Origin of the sequence: Arthrobacter sp. B2I5, assembly GCF_030816735.1 — a bacterium.
Taxonomy (GTDB): domain Bacteria; phylum Actinomycetota; class Actinomycetes; order Actinomycetales; family Micrococcaceae; genus Arthrobacter.
Genome location: NZ_JAUSYF010000001.1, coordinates 2,678,716 through 2,693,496 on the forward strand (window position 1 = coordinate 2,678,716; position 14,781 = coordinate 2,693,496).

Here is a 14,781-nt window from a genome sequence, read left to right on the forward strand (position 1 = left end):
GCGGGAGGTGCTTCCCGCCGTCGTCCGCCCTTTTGATTGACGTCAAGCCGTCCTAGGCGTCCAGGCAGGCGGGACCCAGCAGGACCTTGAGGTCGCCGAACAGCGACGGGCTGGGGTTCACCCGGAGGTGGACCGGCAGGCCCATGATCTCCGTGCGGGTATCGCCCTGCAGGTGCAGCCGTACCTCGGAGTTGCCCCGGTGGGTGCGCAGTACGTCGCCCAGCTCGGTGACAACGGCCTCGGTGGCCTTGTGGGTGGGCATGGTGATCACCAGGGGTCCGTTCAGCCCTTCGCTCAGGTCCGGGACGGACAGCTCCATGCAGTTCAGGGTGATGGCGCCGTCGTCGCGCTTCTGCAGGCGGCCCTTGACCACCACGATCAGGTCCTCGGCAAGGACCGATGCGATCGGCCCGTAAACCTGCCCGAAGAACATGACCTCGATCGAACCGCCCAGGTCCTCTACCTCCGCCCGGGCGTACGCGTTGCCGCTGGCTTTGGCAATGCGCCGGCTCAGCGACGTGATCATCCCGGCGATGGTGATGATGGCCCCGTCCTGCGGCCCGTCCTCGCCCAGGATGGTGGTGATGCTCATCTCGGCATGTTGGGCCAGGAGGCCCTCCAGGCCCTGCAGCGGGTGGTCCGACACGTAGAGGCCCAGCATGTCCCGCTCGAAGGAAAGCTTGTCCTTCTTCTCCCATTCGGGCAGGTCCGGGATCTCGATGCTCAGTGAGGACGATTCCGCGCCGGCGTCCTCGAAGCCGGCGAAGAGGTCGAACTGGCCAATGGCTTCATTGCGTTTGAGGGTGATGACGGAGTCGATGGCCTCTTCATGGATCATCGCCAGGGCGCGGCGGTGGTGGCCCAGAGAGTCGAACGCGCCGGACTTGATGAGGGACTCGATGGTCCGCTTGTTGCAGACCACGGCCGGAACCTTCATCAGGTAGTCCTTGAACGAGGTGAAGGCGCCCTCGCTTTCGCGGGCAGCCACCATGGCCTCGACGGCGTTGACGCCCACGTTGCGGATGGCACCCATGCCGAAGCGGATGTCGTTCCCCACCGGGGTGAAGTTCAAGGCGGACTCATTGACGTCCGGCGGAAGCACCGTGATGCCCATGCGCCGGCACTCGTTGAGGTAGATGGCGGACTTGTCCTTGTCATCACCCACCGAGGTCAGCAGCGCCGCCATGTACTCCGGCGCGTAGTGCGCCTTGAGGTAGGCGGTCCAGTAGGAGATGACGCCGTACGCGGCCGAGTGGGCCTTGTTGAAGGCATAGTCGGAGAAGGGCAGCAGGATGTCCCACAGGGTCTTGACGGCTTCCATGGAGTAGCCGTTGTCCTGCATGCCCTGGGAGAAGCCCGCGAACTGCTTGTCCAGCTCGGACTTCTTCTTCTTGCCCATGGCGCGGCGGAGGATATCTGCCTGGCCCAGCGAGTAGCCGGCCAGCTTCTGCGCCACGGCCATGACCTGCTCCTGGTACACAATCAGGCCATACGTTCCGCCGAGGATCTCCTTGAGGGGTTCCTCCAGTTCCGGATGGATGGGGATCACTTCCTGGATCCCGTTCTTGCGCAGCGCGTAGTCCGTATGGGCGTTGGCGCCCATGGGGCCGGGACGGTACAGCGCAAGCACGGCGGAGATGTCTTCGAAGTTGTCAGGCTTCATGAGCTTCAGCAGCGACCGCATGGGTCCGCCGTCGAGCTGGAAGACACCAAGGGTGTCACCGCGGGCAAGGAGTTCGTAGGACGGAGCATCGTCCAGCTCAAGGTTTTCCAGGTCCAGGTCGATGCCGCGGTTCATCTTGATGTTCTCAAGGGCATCGGAAATGATCGTCAGGTTCCGCAGGCCCAGGAAGTCCATCTTGATCAGGCCAAGGCCCTCGGACGTGGGGTAATCGAACTGGGTGATCACCTGGCCGTCCTGGAACCGGCGCATGATGGGGATGACGTCGATGATGGGGTCCGAGGACATGATCACGCCGGCAGCGTGCACGCCCCACTGGCGCTTCAGGCCTTCGATGCCCAAGGCGGTCTCGAAGACCTTGGCAGCTTCGGGGTCGGTGGCAATCAGCTGCCGGAAGTCCCCCGCCTCGCTGTAGCGCTTGGCTTCCGGGTTCTGGATGTCCGCCAGCGGGATGTCCTTGGCCATGACAGCCGGCGGCAGCGCTTTGGTCAGCTGCTCACCCATGCTGAAGGGGTAGCCGAGGACGCGGGACGAGTCCTTCAGGGCCTGCTTGGTCTTGATGGTGCCGTACGTGACGATCATGGCCACGCGCTCGTCACCGTACTTCCGGGTCACATAGTCGATGACCTCGGAGCGGCGCCGGTCATCGAAGTCGACGTCGAAGTCGGGCATGGAGACGCGGTCCGGGTTGAGGAACCGTTCGAAGATCAGCCCGTGGCGGAGGGGGTCGAGGTCGGTGATGCGCATGGCGTAGGCCACCATGGAGCCTGCACCCGAGCCACGCCCCGGGCCCACGCGGATGCCGTTGTTCTTGGCCCAGTTGATGAAGTCGGCAACCACCAGGAAGTAGCCCGGGAAGCCCATGGAGGTGATCACGCCGAGCTCGTAGTCAGCCTGCTTGCGGACCTCGTCCGGGATGCCGCCCGGGTAACGGTACTGCAGGCCCTTGTCCACTTCCTTGACCAGCCAGGAGGTCTCGTCCTCACCGGGCGGGCAGGGGAACCGCGGCATGAAGTTGGCGTCCGTGTTGAAGGACACCTCACAGCGCTCGGCGATGAGGAGGGTGTTATCGCACGCCTCCGGGTGGTCCCGGAAGAGTTCGCGCATTTCCTGAGGCGATTTGAGGTAGTAGCCGCTGCCGGAGAACGCGAACCGCGATCCGCCGTTGTCGTAGGTGGGTTCCAGCAGCGTGGAGCCGGACTGGATGGCCAGCAGGGCCTCGTGCGCCTTGGCGTCGTGCTCGTGGGTGTAGTGGAGGTCGTTGGTGGCAACCAGCGGAAGGTTCAGGTCCTTGGCAAGCCGCAGGAGGTCGCCGGTGACCCGCCGTTCAATGTCCAGCCCATGGTCCATCAGTTCGCAGAAGTAGTTTTCCGCGCCGAAGATGTCCCGGAATTCGGCCGCCGCTTCCAGGGCTTCGCGGTACTGGCCGAGCCGCAGCCGGGTCTGGACCTCGCCGGAGGGGCAGCCGGTGGTGGCGATGAGCCCTTCGGAGTAGGTGTTGAGCAGCTCGCGGTCCAGCCGGGGCCACTTGCCGAACACCGAATCGAGGGAGGCGATGGACGAGGCCCGGAAGAGATTCCGCATGCCCACGTTGTTGTAGCTCAGGAGCGTCATGTGGGTGTAGGAACCACCACCGGAGACATCGTCCTTGCGCTGGGATTCATCGCCCCAGCGGACGCGTTCCTTGTCCGTCCGTGCGGTGCCGGGAGTTACATACGCCTCGACGCCAATGATCGGCTTGATGCCCTTGTCAGTGGCTTTCCGCCAGAAATCGAAGGCGCCGAAGAGGTAGCCGTGGTCCGTTGTGGCGAGGGCCGGCATGCCGAGGCGCTCGGTTTCGTCGAACAGCTCCCCCAGGCGGGCCGCCCCATCCAGCATGGAATATTCGGTGTGGGTGTGCAGGTGGACAAACGAATCATTGCTGGAACTCACCGGACCATTCTAAGCTCTGCCGCTTTGCAGCCCCGCCAGCCGGTCCGTGTCAGGCCTGTCCCGATTCCAGTACGTCCAGGGCGTAGGCCAGGTCCTGGGGGTAGTCACTGGAGACCGTGACACGCTCCCCCGTCACCGGGTGGTCGAATGCCAGTTCGCGGGCGTGCAGCCACTGCCGGGTAAGTCCCAGGGTGGCGGCAAGGCGGGGATCGGCGCCGTAAGTCAGGTCGCCGGCGCAGGGGTGCCGGAGCGCGGAGAAGTGGACCCGGATCTGGTGTGTGCGGCCGGTCTCCAGGTGGACCTCCACCAGGCTGGCCTTGCCAAAAGCCTCCAGGACTTCGTAATGGGTCACCGAAGGGCGGCCGTCCTCGATGACGGCAAAACGCCAGTCGTGCCCCGGGTGGCGTCCGATGGGGGCATCGATGGTCCCAGTCAGGGGATCGGGAAGGCCCTGCACCACCGCGTGGTAGACCTTGTCCACCGTGCGCTCCTTGAAAGCCCGTTTAAGGGCTGTGTAGGCCCGCTCGGACTTGGCGACGACCATCACGCCGGAAGTGCCGACGTCGAGCCGGTGGACAATGCCTGCCCGCTCCGGCGCACCTGACGTCGAGATGCGGTATCCAGCAGCGGCCAGGCCGCCCACCACCGTGGGACCCACCCAGCCCGGCGACGGGTGGGCTGCCACGCCCACAGGTTTGTCAACGACGACGAAATCGTCGTCATCGAGCAGGATGTTCAGGCCTTCCACAATCTCCTCCACCACTTCAAGCGGGTCCCGCCGTTCCGGGACGGTGACGTCCAGGACGTCCCCGGCCACGAGTTTTGCCGACTTGCCCAATGCCTTGCCCCGGTTCAGGACGTTGCCTTCCGCCAGCAGGGATGCCGCCACGGAGCGGGACACCCCCAGCAGGCCGGCCAGCCCGGCGTCCGCCCGCGTCCCGCCGTACTCTTCGGCCACGACAATGCGCTCAGTCATGGGCGGGCTTTTCCTGAGGTGCGTTCCCCAGCCGCGTTCCGTCCAGGGCGATTCCCCGGATGGTCAGGATGCAGATGATGGCCACGGCGGACACCACTGCGGAGTCGGCGATGTTGAAGATGGCGAAATTGGGCAGCTGAATGAAGTCCACCACGTGGCCCATGCCGAAGGACGGCTCACGGAAGAGCCGGTCGGTGAGGTTGCCAAGGGCGCCGCCCAGCAGCAGGCCCAGGGCGAGTGACCACCAGGCCGAACCCAGCCTGCGCACCTGGAAAAGGATTGCGATGGCCACGGCGGCCATGATGATGGAAAACACCCATGTGACGTTCTCGCCGATGGAGAACGCAGCACCGGAATTACGGATGAAGTACCAGTGCAGGAGGGGTGGCAGAACGGGGATCCGCTCCCCCTCCACCATGCTGGAAGTGACCCATAGTTTGGTCAGCTGGTCCAGGACGTAGGCGAAAACCGCGAACCCGGCGAACAGGGAGAGCAGCACCGCCCGGCGCGGGCGCGGTGAGGGTGGGACAGGGCGTGCCGCATCCGCAGCGAGTTCGTCAGTCATGGTGCTTTCAATTCGTGGAGCTGGGTGTCAATGCCAAAAGCCGGTGGCCGAGGAACCCTCAGCCACCGGCTTTCAGAATACGTGCTGCCAGACTTAGTTGGCTTCGCTGACTTCCGGGGTAGCCACGGAGCCGCGGGCATCCAGGTCACGGAGCTGGCCTTCGATGTAGGCCTTCAGGCGTGAACGGTAGTCGCGTTCGAAGCCGCGGAGCTGCTCCACCTTGCGTTCCAGGACCGAGCGCTGCTGCTCCAGGGCGCCGAGGATCTTCCGGGACTTCTCCTGGGCGTCGTTGACGAGGCTGCTGGCTTCGATCTGCGCTTCGGCGATGATCTTGTCCTTCTGCGCCTGGCCGTCAGCGACGTGGCGGTCGTGCATCTGCTGGGCCATGGCCAGCAGGCCGGCGGCGGATTCAGCGGAAGGAGTGGCGACAGCTGCGGGCGCAGCCGGTGCGGCGGCAGCCGGGGCAGCCGGCTGGACGTCCTTCTTCTTGTTGGCTTCGGCAGCCTTCGCCTCGGCCTCTGCCTTCTCGCGGGCTTCGTCCTTGTCGGCCTTGACCGGCGCGGGGACCTTCTCCACCACGGGGGCGGCAGCTGAGCTTGCCGGAACGCTCGAACCTGCTTCGGCGAGCTTCTTGCGGAGCTCGTCGTTTTCCTGGTTCAGGCGGCGGAGTTCAACGACGATTTCGTCCAGGAAGTCGTCAACCTCGTCCTGGTCATAGCCCTCGCGGAACTTGGTGGGCTGAAAGCGCTTGTTGACAACGTCTTCTGGCGTCAAAGCCATCTGGTCACCTCACTGGTCTGGTTAGTCAGTAGGCCTTCCGGCCGTCAAAACTACGGTACCTAAATTTGGTCTGCTTACTCTAATTCAACACTGCGGTGTCAAACGCGAGGTTTCTTCGCTTTACACTAGCCGTTCCGCGGGGGAACACACTGCATTGCCGGTCCGGTGCATGGATCAGGCAAATCCCCTGGTGACGTTCATCGCGATGCTGACGCCGATGAACAGGATCAGGAAACCCAGGTCCAGGGAGATGCCGCCGAGCCGCAGCGGTGGAATCATGCGCCGCAGGCCCTTGAGGGGCGGATCGGTGATGGAGTACACGGCGTGCGCCACGACCAGGGCCGCGCCCCGCGGCCGCCATTCCCTGGCAAACATCTGTACCCAGTCGAACACCAGGCGGATGATCAGGGCGACGAAGAACAGCAGCAGGGCGAGATAGAGAAGTCCGAAAACAATTCCCATGACTTATTTCATATCTCCATATTCGTGCGGCGCTGCCATCGCGGAGGCCGCTGTTGTCCTGCTGTTGTCTTGTCTATTTCAGCACAGATGCCAGACAGGTGTCCCTGCCTGGCATCCGGGTGCGGCTTTTTGTGCTCAGCTTTGGTTGAAGAAGCTGGCCTGCGTGTCGCTGGCCTTCTTGTCGTCACCGATTACTTCGACGTAGGACGGGGAGAGCAGGAAGACCTTGTTGGTCACCCGCTCGATGCTTCCACGGAGGCCGAACACAAGGCCTGCCGAGAAGTCCACCAGCCGCTTGGCATCGGCTTCGCCCATGTCCGTAACGTTCATGATCACCGGAATACCATCCCGGAAACTTTCCCCGATGAGCTTGGCATCGTTGTAGGAGCGCGGGTGGATGGTGGTGATCTGGCGAAGTCCGGTGTTCTCTTCGCGGCTCGAAGCCGCGCGTTTAATGGGGGTCACAGGGGCGCGGTATTCCTCTTCAGGGGCGTAGGACGCCTCGCGGCTGACTTCGCGGACCGGCGCCGGAGCACGGCGTTCCTCGCGGTCAACTTCCATCGGTTCGTCCTCATCCTTACGTGTGGTCTGTTGCTCGGACTCGTAATGCTCATCGCCGTCGGCGAGCCCAAGATAGATCATTGTCTTGCGCAGAGCGCCGGCCATGGTCGACTCCTAATCGTGTCCCGTAAGCGGGCCGCCCAATGATTTGACAGCACTGGAGTCCCCCGCCCATCACTTCCAATAGGTCCGACGCTACCCCACGGCGGGACGGGAACCGAGAATATCCGAACCGATTCGCAGGTGTGTCGCTCCGAACTTGATGGCGGCCTCCAGGTCCTGGCTCATGCCTGCCGAAATGCCTGTCGCCGCGGGATAAGCCGCCGCCAGCCGGGCGGAAATCCCGGCGAGCTGCTCGAACGCCGGCTCCGGCGGCGCACCCAGCGGCGCAACTGCCATTACGCCGGCCAGGTTCAGGCCCTCCGCCGCGGCAATCCGCTCTGCCAGGAGCGGCACGTCGGCGGGGTCTGCACCGCCGCGGTGCGTGCCGCCGTCGCCCTCAAGGCTGACCTGGATGAAGCAGTCCAGCGCTGCCCTCCCACTGGCGTCCATCTCATGGGCAACGGCTTTGGCCAGTGCGTCCACGAGCTGCGGCCGGTCCACGGAATGGACTGCGGACGCGTACCTCGCCACGGACTTGGCCTTCTTGGTCTGCAGCTGGCCTACGAAGTGCCATGCCAGGGTCAGATCTGCCAGCTCAAGGGTCTTGGCGGCAGCCTCCTGGTCCCGGTTCTCGCCAACGTCCGTCACACCAAGGGCGGCCAGTCGCCGGATGTCGTCCGCCGGGTGGAACTTGGTGACCACGATCAGGGTCGGCAGCCGGTCCGCGCGGCCGGCGTCCCCGGCGGCCGCTGCGATCCGCTTCCGCACGGCCGCAAGCCGCCCGGAAAGTTCCGTGCTGCGGGGATCATCCGCATGGCCCTGCCCTCTACTTGCCGGCTCAGTCATGGCACCAGATCAGTCCGGCGAAACGGCCGGTATTCGGATCGCGGCGGTACGAGTAGAGGGTGTCCGTCTCGAGGGTGCAGGCACCGGCGTATTCCACGCCCACGCCGGCAGCCTCGAGCTGGCTCCGCGCACCGGCGGGAAGGTCCAGGGCGGGTGTTCCCCACGAGGTGGTGCTCCGGGTGGCAGGGACCAGGGCGGCCACCTCGTCCTGCAGTGCTGAAGGGACTTCGTAGCAGGACCCGCAGATCGATGGGCCCAGCCAGGCGCGGACCCGGGAGGCGCCAAGGGACACCATGTTCTCCACGGCGGCCAGGATGACACCGTTGGCGATGCCGGGACGGCCTGCGTGCACAGCGGCAAGCACTGGCCCGCTTGGGGACTCCCCCGCGAGCAGCACCGGAATGCAGTCCGCCACCATGACGGCCAGGGGAAGACCGCGGGACACCATGGCGTCAGCCTCGGGTGAAGGGGCTTCGGGGCCCATCACGGCCACGGTATTCCCGTGGACCTGGTTCATGAAGCGCAGCGATTGGGGACGCACGCCAATCGACTCCTCCAGCCGGGCCCGGCGCTGCTGGACCCCGGCTGGATCGTCCCCTACGTGCAGGGCAAGATTTCCCGCGGCCACATCAGTGAACGCGGCCGACACCCCGGGCAGGATGTCGGCGCGCCAATGGAACAATCCGCTGCCTACTTCAGGAAGTCGGGGACATCCAGGTCATCCGGGTGGGTGCCGGTCAGGTCCGGCTCCACGACGGAGGGCAGGTCGACGTCGAAGCCTGAGTCGGCGGGGACTGCCGACGGGCGCTGCTGTCCCCAGTTGCTGAGGCCCGCGGCACCGACGCCCGCATGGATCGGCTGGACGTTCTGCTGGTGGTTGCCGTTGCCCTGGTGGCTTCCGTTCTGCGGGTGGGCAGAGGCGGGAGCGGCTGCGGGGGCAGCGGGCCGCTGCGGGGCGGCCTGCGGCTGGGACTGGTCCATGGAGGGCGAGGTGGCCTTGACGTCGTCGAAGCCGGCGGCGATGACCGTGACACGTGCTTCGTCACCCAGGGCATCGTCGATGACGGCACCAAAGATGATGTTCGCCTCGGGGTGGGCCACTTCCTGGACCAGCCGCGCGGCCTCGTTGATCTCGAACAGGCCCAGGTCCGAGCCGCCCTGGATGGACAGCAGCACGCCGTGGGCGCCGTCGATGGATGCTTCCAGCAACGGCGAGGCGATGGCCAGTTCGGCCGCCTTGACGGCGCGGTCTTCACCCCGGGCGGAACCGATGCCCATGAGGGCAGAGCCGGCGCCCTGCATGACGGACTTGACGTCAGCGAAGTCAAGGTTGATCAGGCCGGGCGTGGTGATGAGGTCGGTGATGCCCTGGACACCGGACAGCAGGACCTGGTCCGCGGAGCGGAAGGCGTCAAGGACGGATACGTTGCGGTCGCTGATGGACAGCAAACGGTCGTTGGGGATGACGATGAGTGTATCCACCTCGTCACGCAGGGCGTCGATGCCGGCCTCTGCGGAACCGGCACGGCGTCGGCCCTCGAACGTGAACGGGCGCGTCACCACGCCGATGGTCAGGGCGCCGAGCGAGCGGGCAATGCGGGCGACGACGGGCGCGCCGCCGGTGCCGGTGCCGCCGCCTTCGCCGGCGGTGACGAAGACCATGTCGGCGCCGCGCAGGACTTCCTCGATCTCGTCGGCATGGTCCTCGGCAGCCTGCTTGCCCACCTCCGGGTTGGCGCCGGCGCCAAGGCCACGGGTCAGCTCCCGTCCGACGTCGAGCTTCACGTCGGCGTCGCTCATGAGCAGGGCCTGGGCGTCGGTGTTGATGGCGATGAACTCAACACCCCTGAGGCCGACCTCGATCATGCGGTTGACTGCGTTCACGCCACCGCCGCCGATGCCGACGACTTTGATGACGGCCAAGTAATTCTGCGGAGCTGCCACGTTACGTGTCCCTTGTTCGTGTCTTATTGCGAAAACTGATGGAGAGCTTGAAGGCTGAAACCTTAACCTTCGAGTTGAAGGTTATAGTTATGTCAAGTAACTCTTGTCTGTGACGGTATTTCCTCTGGTTCCGACATTCAATAACCGGGTCCGCGTGTCGGATTAATACCGGAAAAGAAAGCGCTCAGCGCGTCACGGGGTGCCGTGGAACACTGACATCGTAGACCCTGACCGGGTTCTTAGGATCCGCCGGAGCCTTGAGGAGCGCGGCCAGGACCTTGGCCTTGAGTTCCTTCTCGGAGGCGTTGCCCCACACGATGGTCTGGCCGTCCACCAGCTTGAGCTCCACGGCGTCCACGGACTGCGCGGACGCGTTGGACAGCTTCGCCAGCACATCGGCCGGCAGTGCCCCGAGGACTGCGGCGGTGGCGCGGAACAGGTCCTGGCCGATTGCGCCGGCACCGCCGTCGATGAGCGGCAGCGAGGCCGACGCCGGATCGTCGGTGGTTGCCAGCTGGATGCCGTCGACATCCACCAACTGGTACTGCTCCCCCTGCTTGACCAGCGCCACCGGCACACGCTCGTGCACCGCGACGGCGAGGGTGGACGGCGGCCGCGCCTCCACGGAAACGGACTTGACCTGGATCAGGGAGCCCAGGAGCCCGCGGACGTCGTCGTCGCTGATCTGCGGCAACGGCTTGCCGCGCAGGGGTTCCAGCGCAGCCTGAACCTGGGCAGGCGTGACAAGCCGCGTGCCTGACACCGCAATGTTCTGCATGGCAAGGAGTGGGGAGTAGACGGCGGCCGCCAGCAGCCCGGCAACCAGAAGCAGCGCAGTTCCCGCGGCGAGCAGGACCTTTTTCCTGCGGCGCCGGCCTTTGGGCTCCGGGAACGCAAGGACCGTTGCCCCGGCGGGTTTCTGCTCCTTCGGCTGTTGCGTGGACACCTGGTCCGGGACGCTGCGGGATGCAGTAATGACGTCACTGCGTGCACCGCCTCCGGTTGTTGCGGAAGATTGTGCCGGCGCGTCCGTGCTGTTCCCGGACTTGGAGTCGGGGCGGCTTTTCCCCTTGGCCGGAGAGTAGGTGGGGCGGCGGGAGCTAGGCACTCAGTGCCTCCACAATCTTGGGACCGTAGGCGGTGACGTCACCGGCTCCCACGGTGAGGACAACGTCCCCGTCCGCGGCGGCTCCGGCCAGGCTGCCAACCGCATCGCCGGCAGAAACGAGCCGTCCGCCTTCCTTGAGGTGGTCGGCGATGAGCTGGCTCGTGACACCGGGGATCGGGTCCTCCCTGGCGGGGTAGATGTCCAGGACCAGGGCGGTATCGGCCAGGTTAAGGGCATCGGCGAACTGCGCGGCAAACTCACGGGTACGCGAAAACAGATGCGGCTGGAACAGGACATGGACCTTGTGGCCGCCTGCCACCGACCGGGCAGCGGTGAGGGCGGCGCGCACTTCCGTGGGGTGGTGGGCGTAGTCGTCGAATACGCGCACCCCCCTTGCTCCGCCTTTCAGTTCGAAGCGGCGGGATGCGCCGGAAAAATGGGCCAGGCCGTCGGCAGCGGCGGCCGGGTCCACACCGAGCTCAAGGGCCACGGCAAAGGCGGCCGCTGCGTTAAGGGCGTTGTGCCGTCCGGGCACCTGCAGCGACAAAGGGAACCGGGCGCCGTCTGCCGATATGGCAACCTGTCCCCTGCCGTCGTCGTCAAGCTTGATGTCTGCCGCGTCGCCGGTGCCGTACAGGACCACCCGCGTGTTGCCCCGCGCCCTGGTCCGTTCCGCCAGGGCCAGCGCGCCGGCGTCGTCGCCGCAGGCCACCAGGAGGCCGTCCGCCGGCAGCAGGGCAGTGAAGCGGTCGAAGGACTCGTAGACGGCTTCAGCGGTGCCGTAGTAGTCGAGGTGGTCAGGCTCCACATTGGTAACGACGGCGATGCGGGGCCTGTAATTCAGGAAGGACCCGTCGGATTCGTCCGCCTCGGCAACGAAGATGCCGGACGTCCCGTGCGCGGCGTTCACGCCGAGCGCGGGAATGTTGGCGCCGACGGCAAAGGAGGGATCCAGGCCCGCCGCCCGGAGCAGCACGGTGACCATCGACGTGGTGGTGGACTTACCATGCGTTCCGGCGACCGTCACCACTGTGTCACCGCCCATGGTGGCGGCCAGGGCCTGGGACCGGTGCAGCACGGGCAGCCCGGCCGCGCGTGCCGCCGCCAGCTCGGGGTTGTCCTCCCGGATGGCTGAGCCTGCAACCACAGTCTGCGCGTCCGCCAGGTTGCCCGCGGAGTAGCCGACGGCAATGCGCGCACCGGCCGCGGCAAGGTCCGCCATGACGGGCAGGTCCTTGGCGTCGGATCCGCTGACCGGGACTCCGCGCGCCACCATGATGCGGGCCACCGCGGACATGCCTACTCCCCCGATGCCGATGAAGTGCACCTTTCCAAGCGATTCCAGGCTGGGAGTGTTCTCGGGGCTCATGCAGTTACCGCTTCCAGGACAAGACCAGCCATGCGCTGGTCAGCATTTCGGACTCCGAGCCGGTAGGACTTGGCTTCCATGGCGGCAAGCCGTGCCTTGTCGGTGATCAGGGGAATCAATTCGCGGTCGACCCACTCCGCCGTGAAGTCCCGGTCAGCCACCAGCAGCGCTCCGCCTGCGGCCACCAGGCCCGCTGCGTTCAGTGCCTGTTCCCCGTTGCCGATGGGCAGTGGCACCAGGACCGCGGGGACGCCGACGGCGGCCACCTCGCACACCGTGGCCGCGCCCGACCGTGCCAGGAGCAGGTCCGCAGCAGCATAAGCAAGCTCCATGCCGTCGATGTACTCCACCTGCCGGTAGCCCTTCGCCGCGAGGGGCCGGCCCGCCTGGTCCAGGACTGTCTTGCCGCGTCCGGTGATGTGGAGGGTCTGGATTCCGGAATCGGCAAGGCGGCCAACCGCGGCGGCGATGGTCCGGTTGATGCTCTGCGCGCCGGAGGAACCGCCGGTCACGATCAGGGTTGGCTGGTGGGGATCGAGCCCAAGGGCCTCCCGCGCGGCGCTGCGTGCGGTCTTCCGGTCCAGGCCGGAAATTTCCTTCCTCATGGGCATTCCCACATGCACGGCATTGCGCAGCGGGGTGCCTTCGAAGGCCACGGCAACCCGGCCGTTGAGGAAGGCCCCCACCCGGTTGGCCAGCCCGGGACGGGCGTTGGCTTCATGGATGACCATGGGGATGCGGCGCTTCCGTGCCGCCAGGTACATCGGTGTGCAAACGTAGCCGCCGACTCCCACCAGCACATCGGCCTGGGCCCGGTCCAGGATGGCACCGGCCTGCCGGACCGCCCCGGCCAGCCTGGCAGGGAGGCGGAACAGGTCCGCGGAAGGCTTGCGCGGAAGAGGCACGCGGTCGATCGTGGCCAATTGGACTCCGGCGGCGGGAACCAGCCGGGTTTCCATCCCCGAGGGCGTTCCAACCGCCAGGATGGATGCGCCGGGAGATTCGCTCCTGAGGGCGGCTGCGATGGCGAGCAATGGGCTGATGTGGCCCGCTGTTCCGCCGCCGGCCAGGACGATGGAGGGTTGTGTCGGAGTCATCTGGAGTCAGGCACGCTTTCTGGAAATCTTTGGTTTGTTCTTGTCCCGCCCGGGCCGGGCCTTGAACTTCAGCATCCGTTTGGGGCGCATGGCCGGGGCCATCTGCTCCCGCGCCAGCGAGAGGACCACTCCCACCGCGCACAGTGACATCAGCAGCGCCGAACCGCCGTAGGAAATGAACGGCAGCGGCACGCCGATGACGGGCATCAAACCCGTGACCACGGACATGTTCACGGTGGCCTGGCCCAGGAGCCAGACCATGATGGTGCCGGCCAGGACCCGGTGGAACATGTCTTCCTGGGCCACCACCACGCGGTAGATGGCAGCGCCCAGGATGGCGAACAGGATCAGGACGACGACGGTGCCCACCAGGCCGAGTTCCTCGCCGATGATGGCGAAGATGAAGTCGTTGTGGGCTTCGGGGATCCAGCTGTACTTTTGCCGGCTCTGCCCCAGGCCCACGCCCAGCCAGCCGCCGGAGGCGAGGCCGTACATGCCGTTGGTGGCCTGGTAGTTGGCGTCGATGCCGTCCGCGCAGGACTGGCCGGTCCACCATGAGGTGATGCGGCACATGCGGTTGGAGCTGGTGATGGCCATGACAGCGGTGCCCGCAGCGGCGATGATGCCGGCGATGCCGAAGAGGTAGAGCGGAACACCTGCGAAGAAGAGCGCCGCTGCCACGATCATCATGATGATCATGGCCGTGCCGAGGTCGTTGCCCACCAGGATCAGCACGATGACGATAGCTGCCATGGGCACGGCAGGAACCAGCACATGCTGCCACCGGCTGAGCAGTTTGCCCTTCCGGGCGAGCACCGTGGCCAGCCAGAGTGCAAGCGCGAGCTTGGCGGCTTCGGAAGGCTGGAAGGTGATCCCGCCCAGGTCGATCCAGTTCTTATTGCCGTTGACTTCGTCGCCGACCACCTGGACCAGGCCCAGCAGCAGCACCGCAGCGCCGACCGCGGGCCACGCGAGCCGCTTCAGCCACACCACGTTGATCCGCGAGAGCACGAACATGGTGAAGATGCCGATTGCGGCGAAGACACCCTGCTTCAAGGCGTCGCCGTAGGGGGACTTGCCGGCAGCGATGGATTCAACGCTGGAGGCGGACAGGACCATCATGATTCCGATGGCTGTCAAGGCAAGCGTGGCGCCGAGGATGAGGTAGTACGTGGAGCCGTTCCGGGACGTGCCCGTTCCCTCCAGCGCCGACCAGAACCGGCGGTAGATGGTCCGCAGCTTCAGGGCCGCCGGAGCAGGCCGCCGGGTGGCCGTGGAGCCGGGGCGGGGCTTGCCACTTTGGGTTTTGACCCCCTGGGGCTTGCCACCCTTGGGCCGGGTGGGCGTGCTGACCATTG

General features: G+C 65.9%; 13 protein-coding genes. All 13 read right to left on the minus strand.

Annotation, left to right across the window (positions count from 1 at the left end; genetic code table 11):
• Positions 1–52: 52 nt before the first annotated feature.
• The 13 genes from dnaE to ftsW all read right to left on the minus strand — a co-directional run bounded on the left by dnaE (position 53) and on the right by ftsW (position 14,779).
• A complete protein-coding gene (gene dnaE, locus QFZ60_RS12600; RefSeq protein WP_307090793.1) occupies positions 53–3,613 on the minus strand; it encodes a DNA polymerase III subunit alpha in 3,561 nt (1,186 codons plus the stop codon).
• 49 nt (positions 3,614–3,662) lie between these two features.
• Entirely contained in the window at positions 3,663–4,589 is a 927-nt protein-coding gene (locus QFZ60_RS12605) for an RluA family pseudouridine synthase (RefSeq protein WP_307090794.1), read from the minus strand.
• Positions 4,582–5,154 (minus strand): signal peptidase II, encoded by a 573-nt coding sequence (lspA, locus tag QFZ60_RS12610; RefSeq protein WP_307090795.1) that lies wholly within the window; start codon positions 5,152–5,154, stop codon positions 4,582–4,584. Before lspA ends, QFZ60_RS12605 begins: the two co-directional genes overlap by 8 nt.
• Before the next feature lie 93 nt (positions 5,155–5,247).
• Complete coding sequence (locus QFZ60_RS12615) at positions 5,248–5,934, minus strand: DivIVA domain-containing protein (protein ID WP_056331667.1); 687 nt, start codon at positions 5,932–5,934, stop codon at positions 5,248–5,250.
• 174 nt (positions 5,935–6,108) lie between these two features.
• A complete protein-coding gene (locus QFZ60_RS12620; RefSeq protein ID WP_142121298.1) occupies positions 6,109–6,396 on the minus strand; it encodes a YggT family protein in 288 nt (95 codons plus the stop codon).
• 135 nt (positions 6,397–6,531) lie between these two features.
• Positions 6,532–7,062: a cell division protein SepF gene (locus tag QFZ60_RS12625; protein ID WP_142121297.1), complete on the minus strand. Its 531-nt coding sequence runs from the start codon at positions 7,060–7,062 to the stop codon at positions 6,532–6,534.
• A gap of 90 nt (positions 7,063–7,152) precedes the next feature.
• Positions 7,153–7,905, minus strand: coding sequence for a YggS family pyridoxal phosphate-dependent enzyme (locus tag QFZ60_RS12630; RefSeq protein ID WP_307090796.1), 753 nt, complete (start codon positions 7,903–7,905; stop codon positions 7,153–7,155).
• On the minus strand, positions 7,898–8,587 hold the full coding sequence (locus tag QFZ60_RS12635; protein ID WP_307090797.1) for a polyphenol oxidase family protein: 690 nt from the start codon (positions 8,585–8,587) through the stop codon (positions 7,898–7,900). The genes QFZ60_RS12630 and QFZ60_RS12635 overlap by 8 nt, the downstream gene beginning before the upstream one ends.
• Positions 8,588–8,595: 8 nt before the next feature.
• Entirely contained in the window at positions 8,596–9,849 is a 1,254-nt protein-coding gene (ftsZ, locus tag QFZ60_RS12640; protein ID WP_142121291.1) for a cell division protein FtsZ, read from the minus strand.
• A 184-nt stretch (positions 9,850–10,033) separates the two neighbouring features.
• Complete coding sequence (locus QFZ60_RS12645) at positions 10,034–10,957, minus strand: cell division protein FtsQ/DivIB (protein ID WP_307090798.1); 924 nt, start codon at positions 10,955–10,957, stop codon at positions 10,034–10,036.
• On the minus strand, positions 10,950–12,326 hold the full coding sequence (murC, locus tag QFZ60_RS12650) for a UDP-N-acetylmuramate--L-alanine ligase (protein WP_307090799.1): 1,377 nt from the start codon (positions 12,324–12,326) through the stop codon (positions 10,950–10,952). Before murC ends, QFZ60_RS12645 begins: the two co-directional genes overlap by 8 nt.
• Positions 12,323–13,423, minus strand: a complete 1,101-nt coding sequence (murG, locus tag QFZ60_RS12655) for an undecaprenyldiphospho-muramoylpentapeptide beta-N-acetylglucosaminyltransferase (protein WP_307090800.1) — start codon at positions 13,421–13,423, stop codon at positions 12,323–12,325. The genes murC and murG overlap by 4 nt, the downstream gene beginning before the upstream one ends.
• A 6-nt stretch (positions 13,424–13,429) precedes the next feature.
• Positions 13,430–14,779, minus strand: a complete 1,350-nt coding sequence (ftsW, locus tag QFZ60_RS12660; RefSeq protein ID WP_307090801.1) for a putative lipid II flippase FtsW — start codon at positions 14,777–14,779, stop codon at positions 13,430–13,432.
• Between the last annotated feature and the right edge of the window lie 2 nt (positions 14,780–14,781).

Excerpts from the sequence above, each read along its gene's own strand:
- QFZ60_RS12630 (WP_307090796.1), bottom strand. The coding sequence starts at position 7,905 with ATGACTGAGCCGGCAAGTAGAGGGCAGGGCCATGCGGATGATCCCCGC.
- murG (WP_307090800.1), bottom strand. The coding sequence starts at position 13,423 with ATGACTCCGACACAACCCTCCATCGTCCTGGCCGGCGGCGGAACAGCG.
- QFZ60_RS12615 (WP_056331667.1), bottom strand. The coding sequence starts at position 5,934 with ATGGCTTTGACGCCAGAAGACGTTGTCAACAAGCGCTTTCAGCCCACC.
- QFZ60_RS12620 (WP_142121298.1), bottom strand. The coding sequence starts at position 6,396 with ATGGGAATTGTTTTCGGACTTCTCTATCTCGCCCTGCTGCTGTTCTTC.
- QFZ60_RS12625 (WP_142121297.1), bottom strand. The coding sequence starts at position 7,062 with ATGGCCGGCGCTCTGCGCAAGACAATGATCTATCTTGGGCTCGCCGAC.
- QFZ60_RS12605 (WP_307090794.1), bottom strand. The coding sequence starts at position 4,589 with ATGACTGAGCGCATTGTCGTGGCCGAAGAGTACGGCGGGACGCGGGCG.
- murC (WP_307090799.1), bottom strand. The coding sequence starts at position 12,326 with ATGAGCCCCGAGAACACTCCCAGCCTGGAATCGCTTGGAAAGGTGCAC.
- lspA (WP_307090795.1), bottom strand. The coding sequence starts at position 5,154 with ATGACTGACGAACTCGCTGCGGATGCGGCACGCCCTGTCCCACCCTCA.
- ftsW (WP_307090801.1), bottom strand. The coding sequence starts at position 14,779 with ATGGTCAGCACGCCCACCCGGCCCAAGGGTGGCAAGCCCCAGGGGGTC.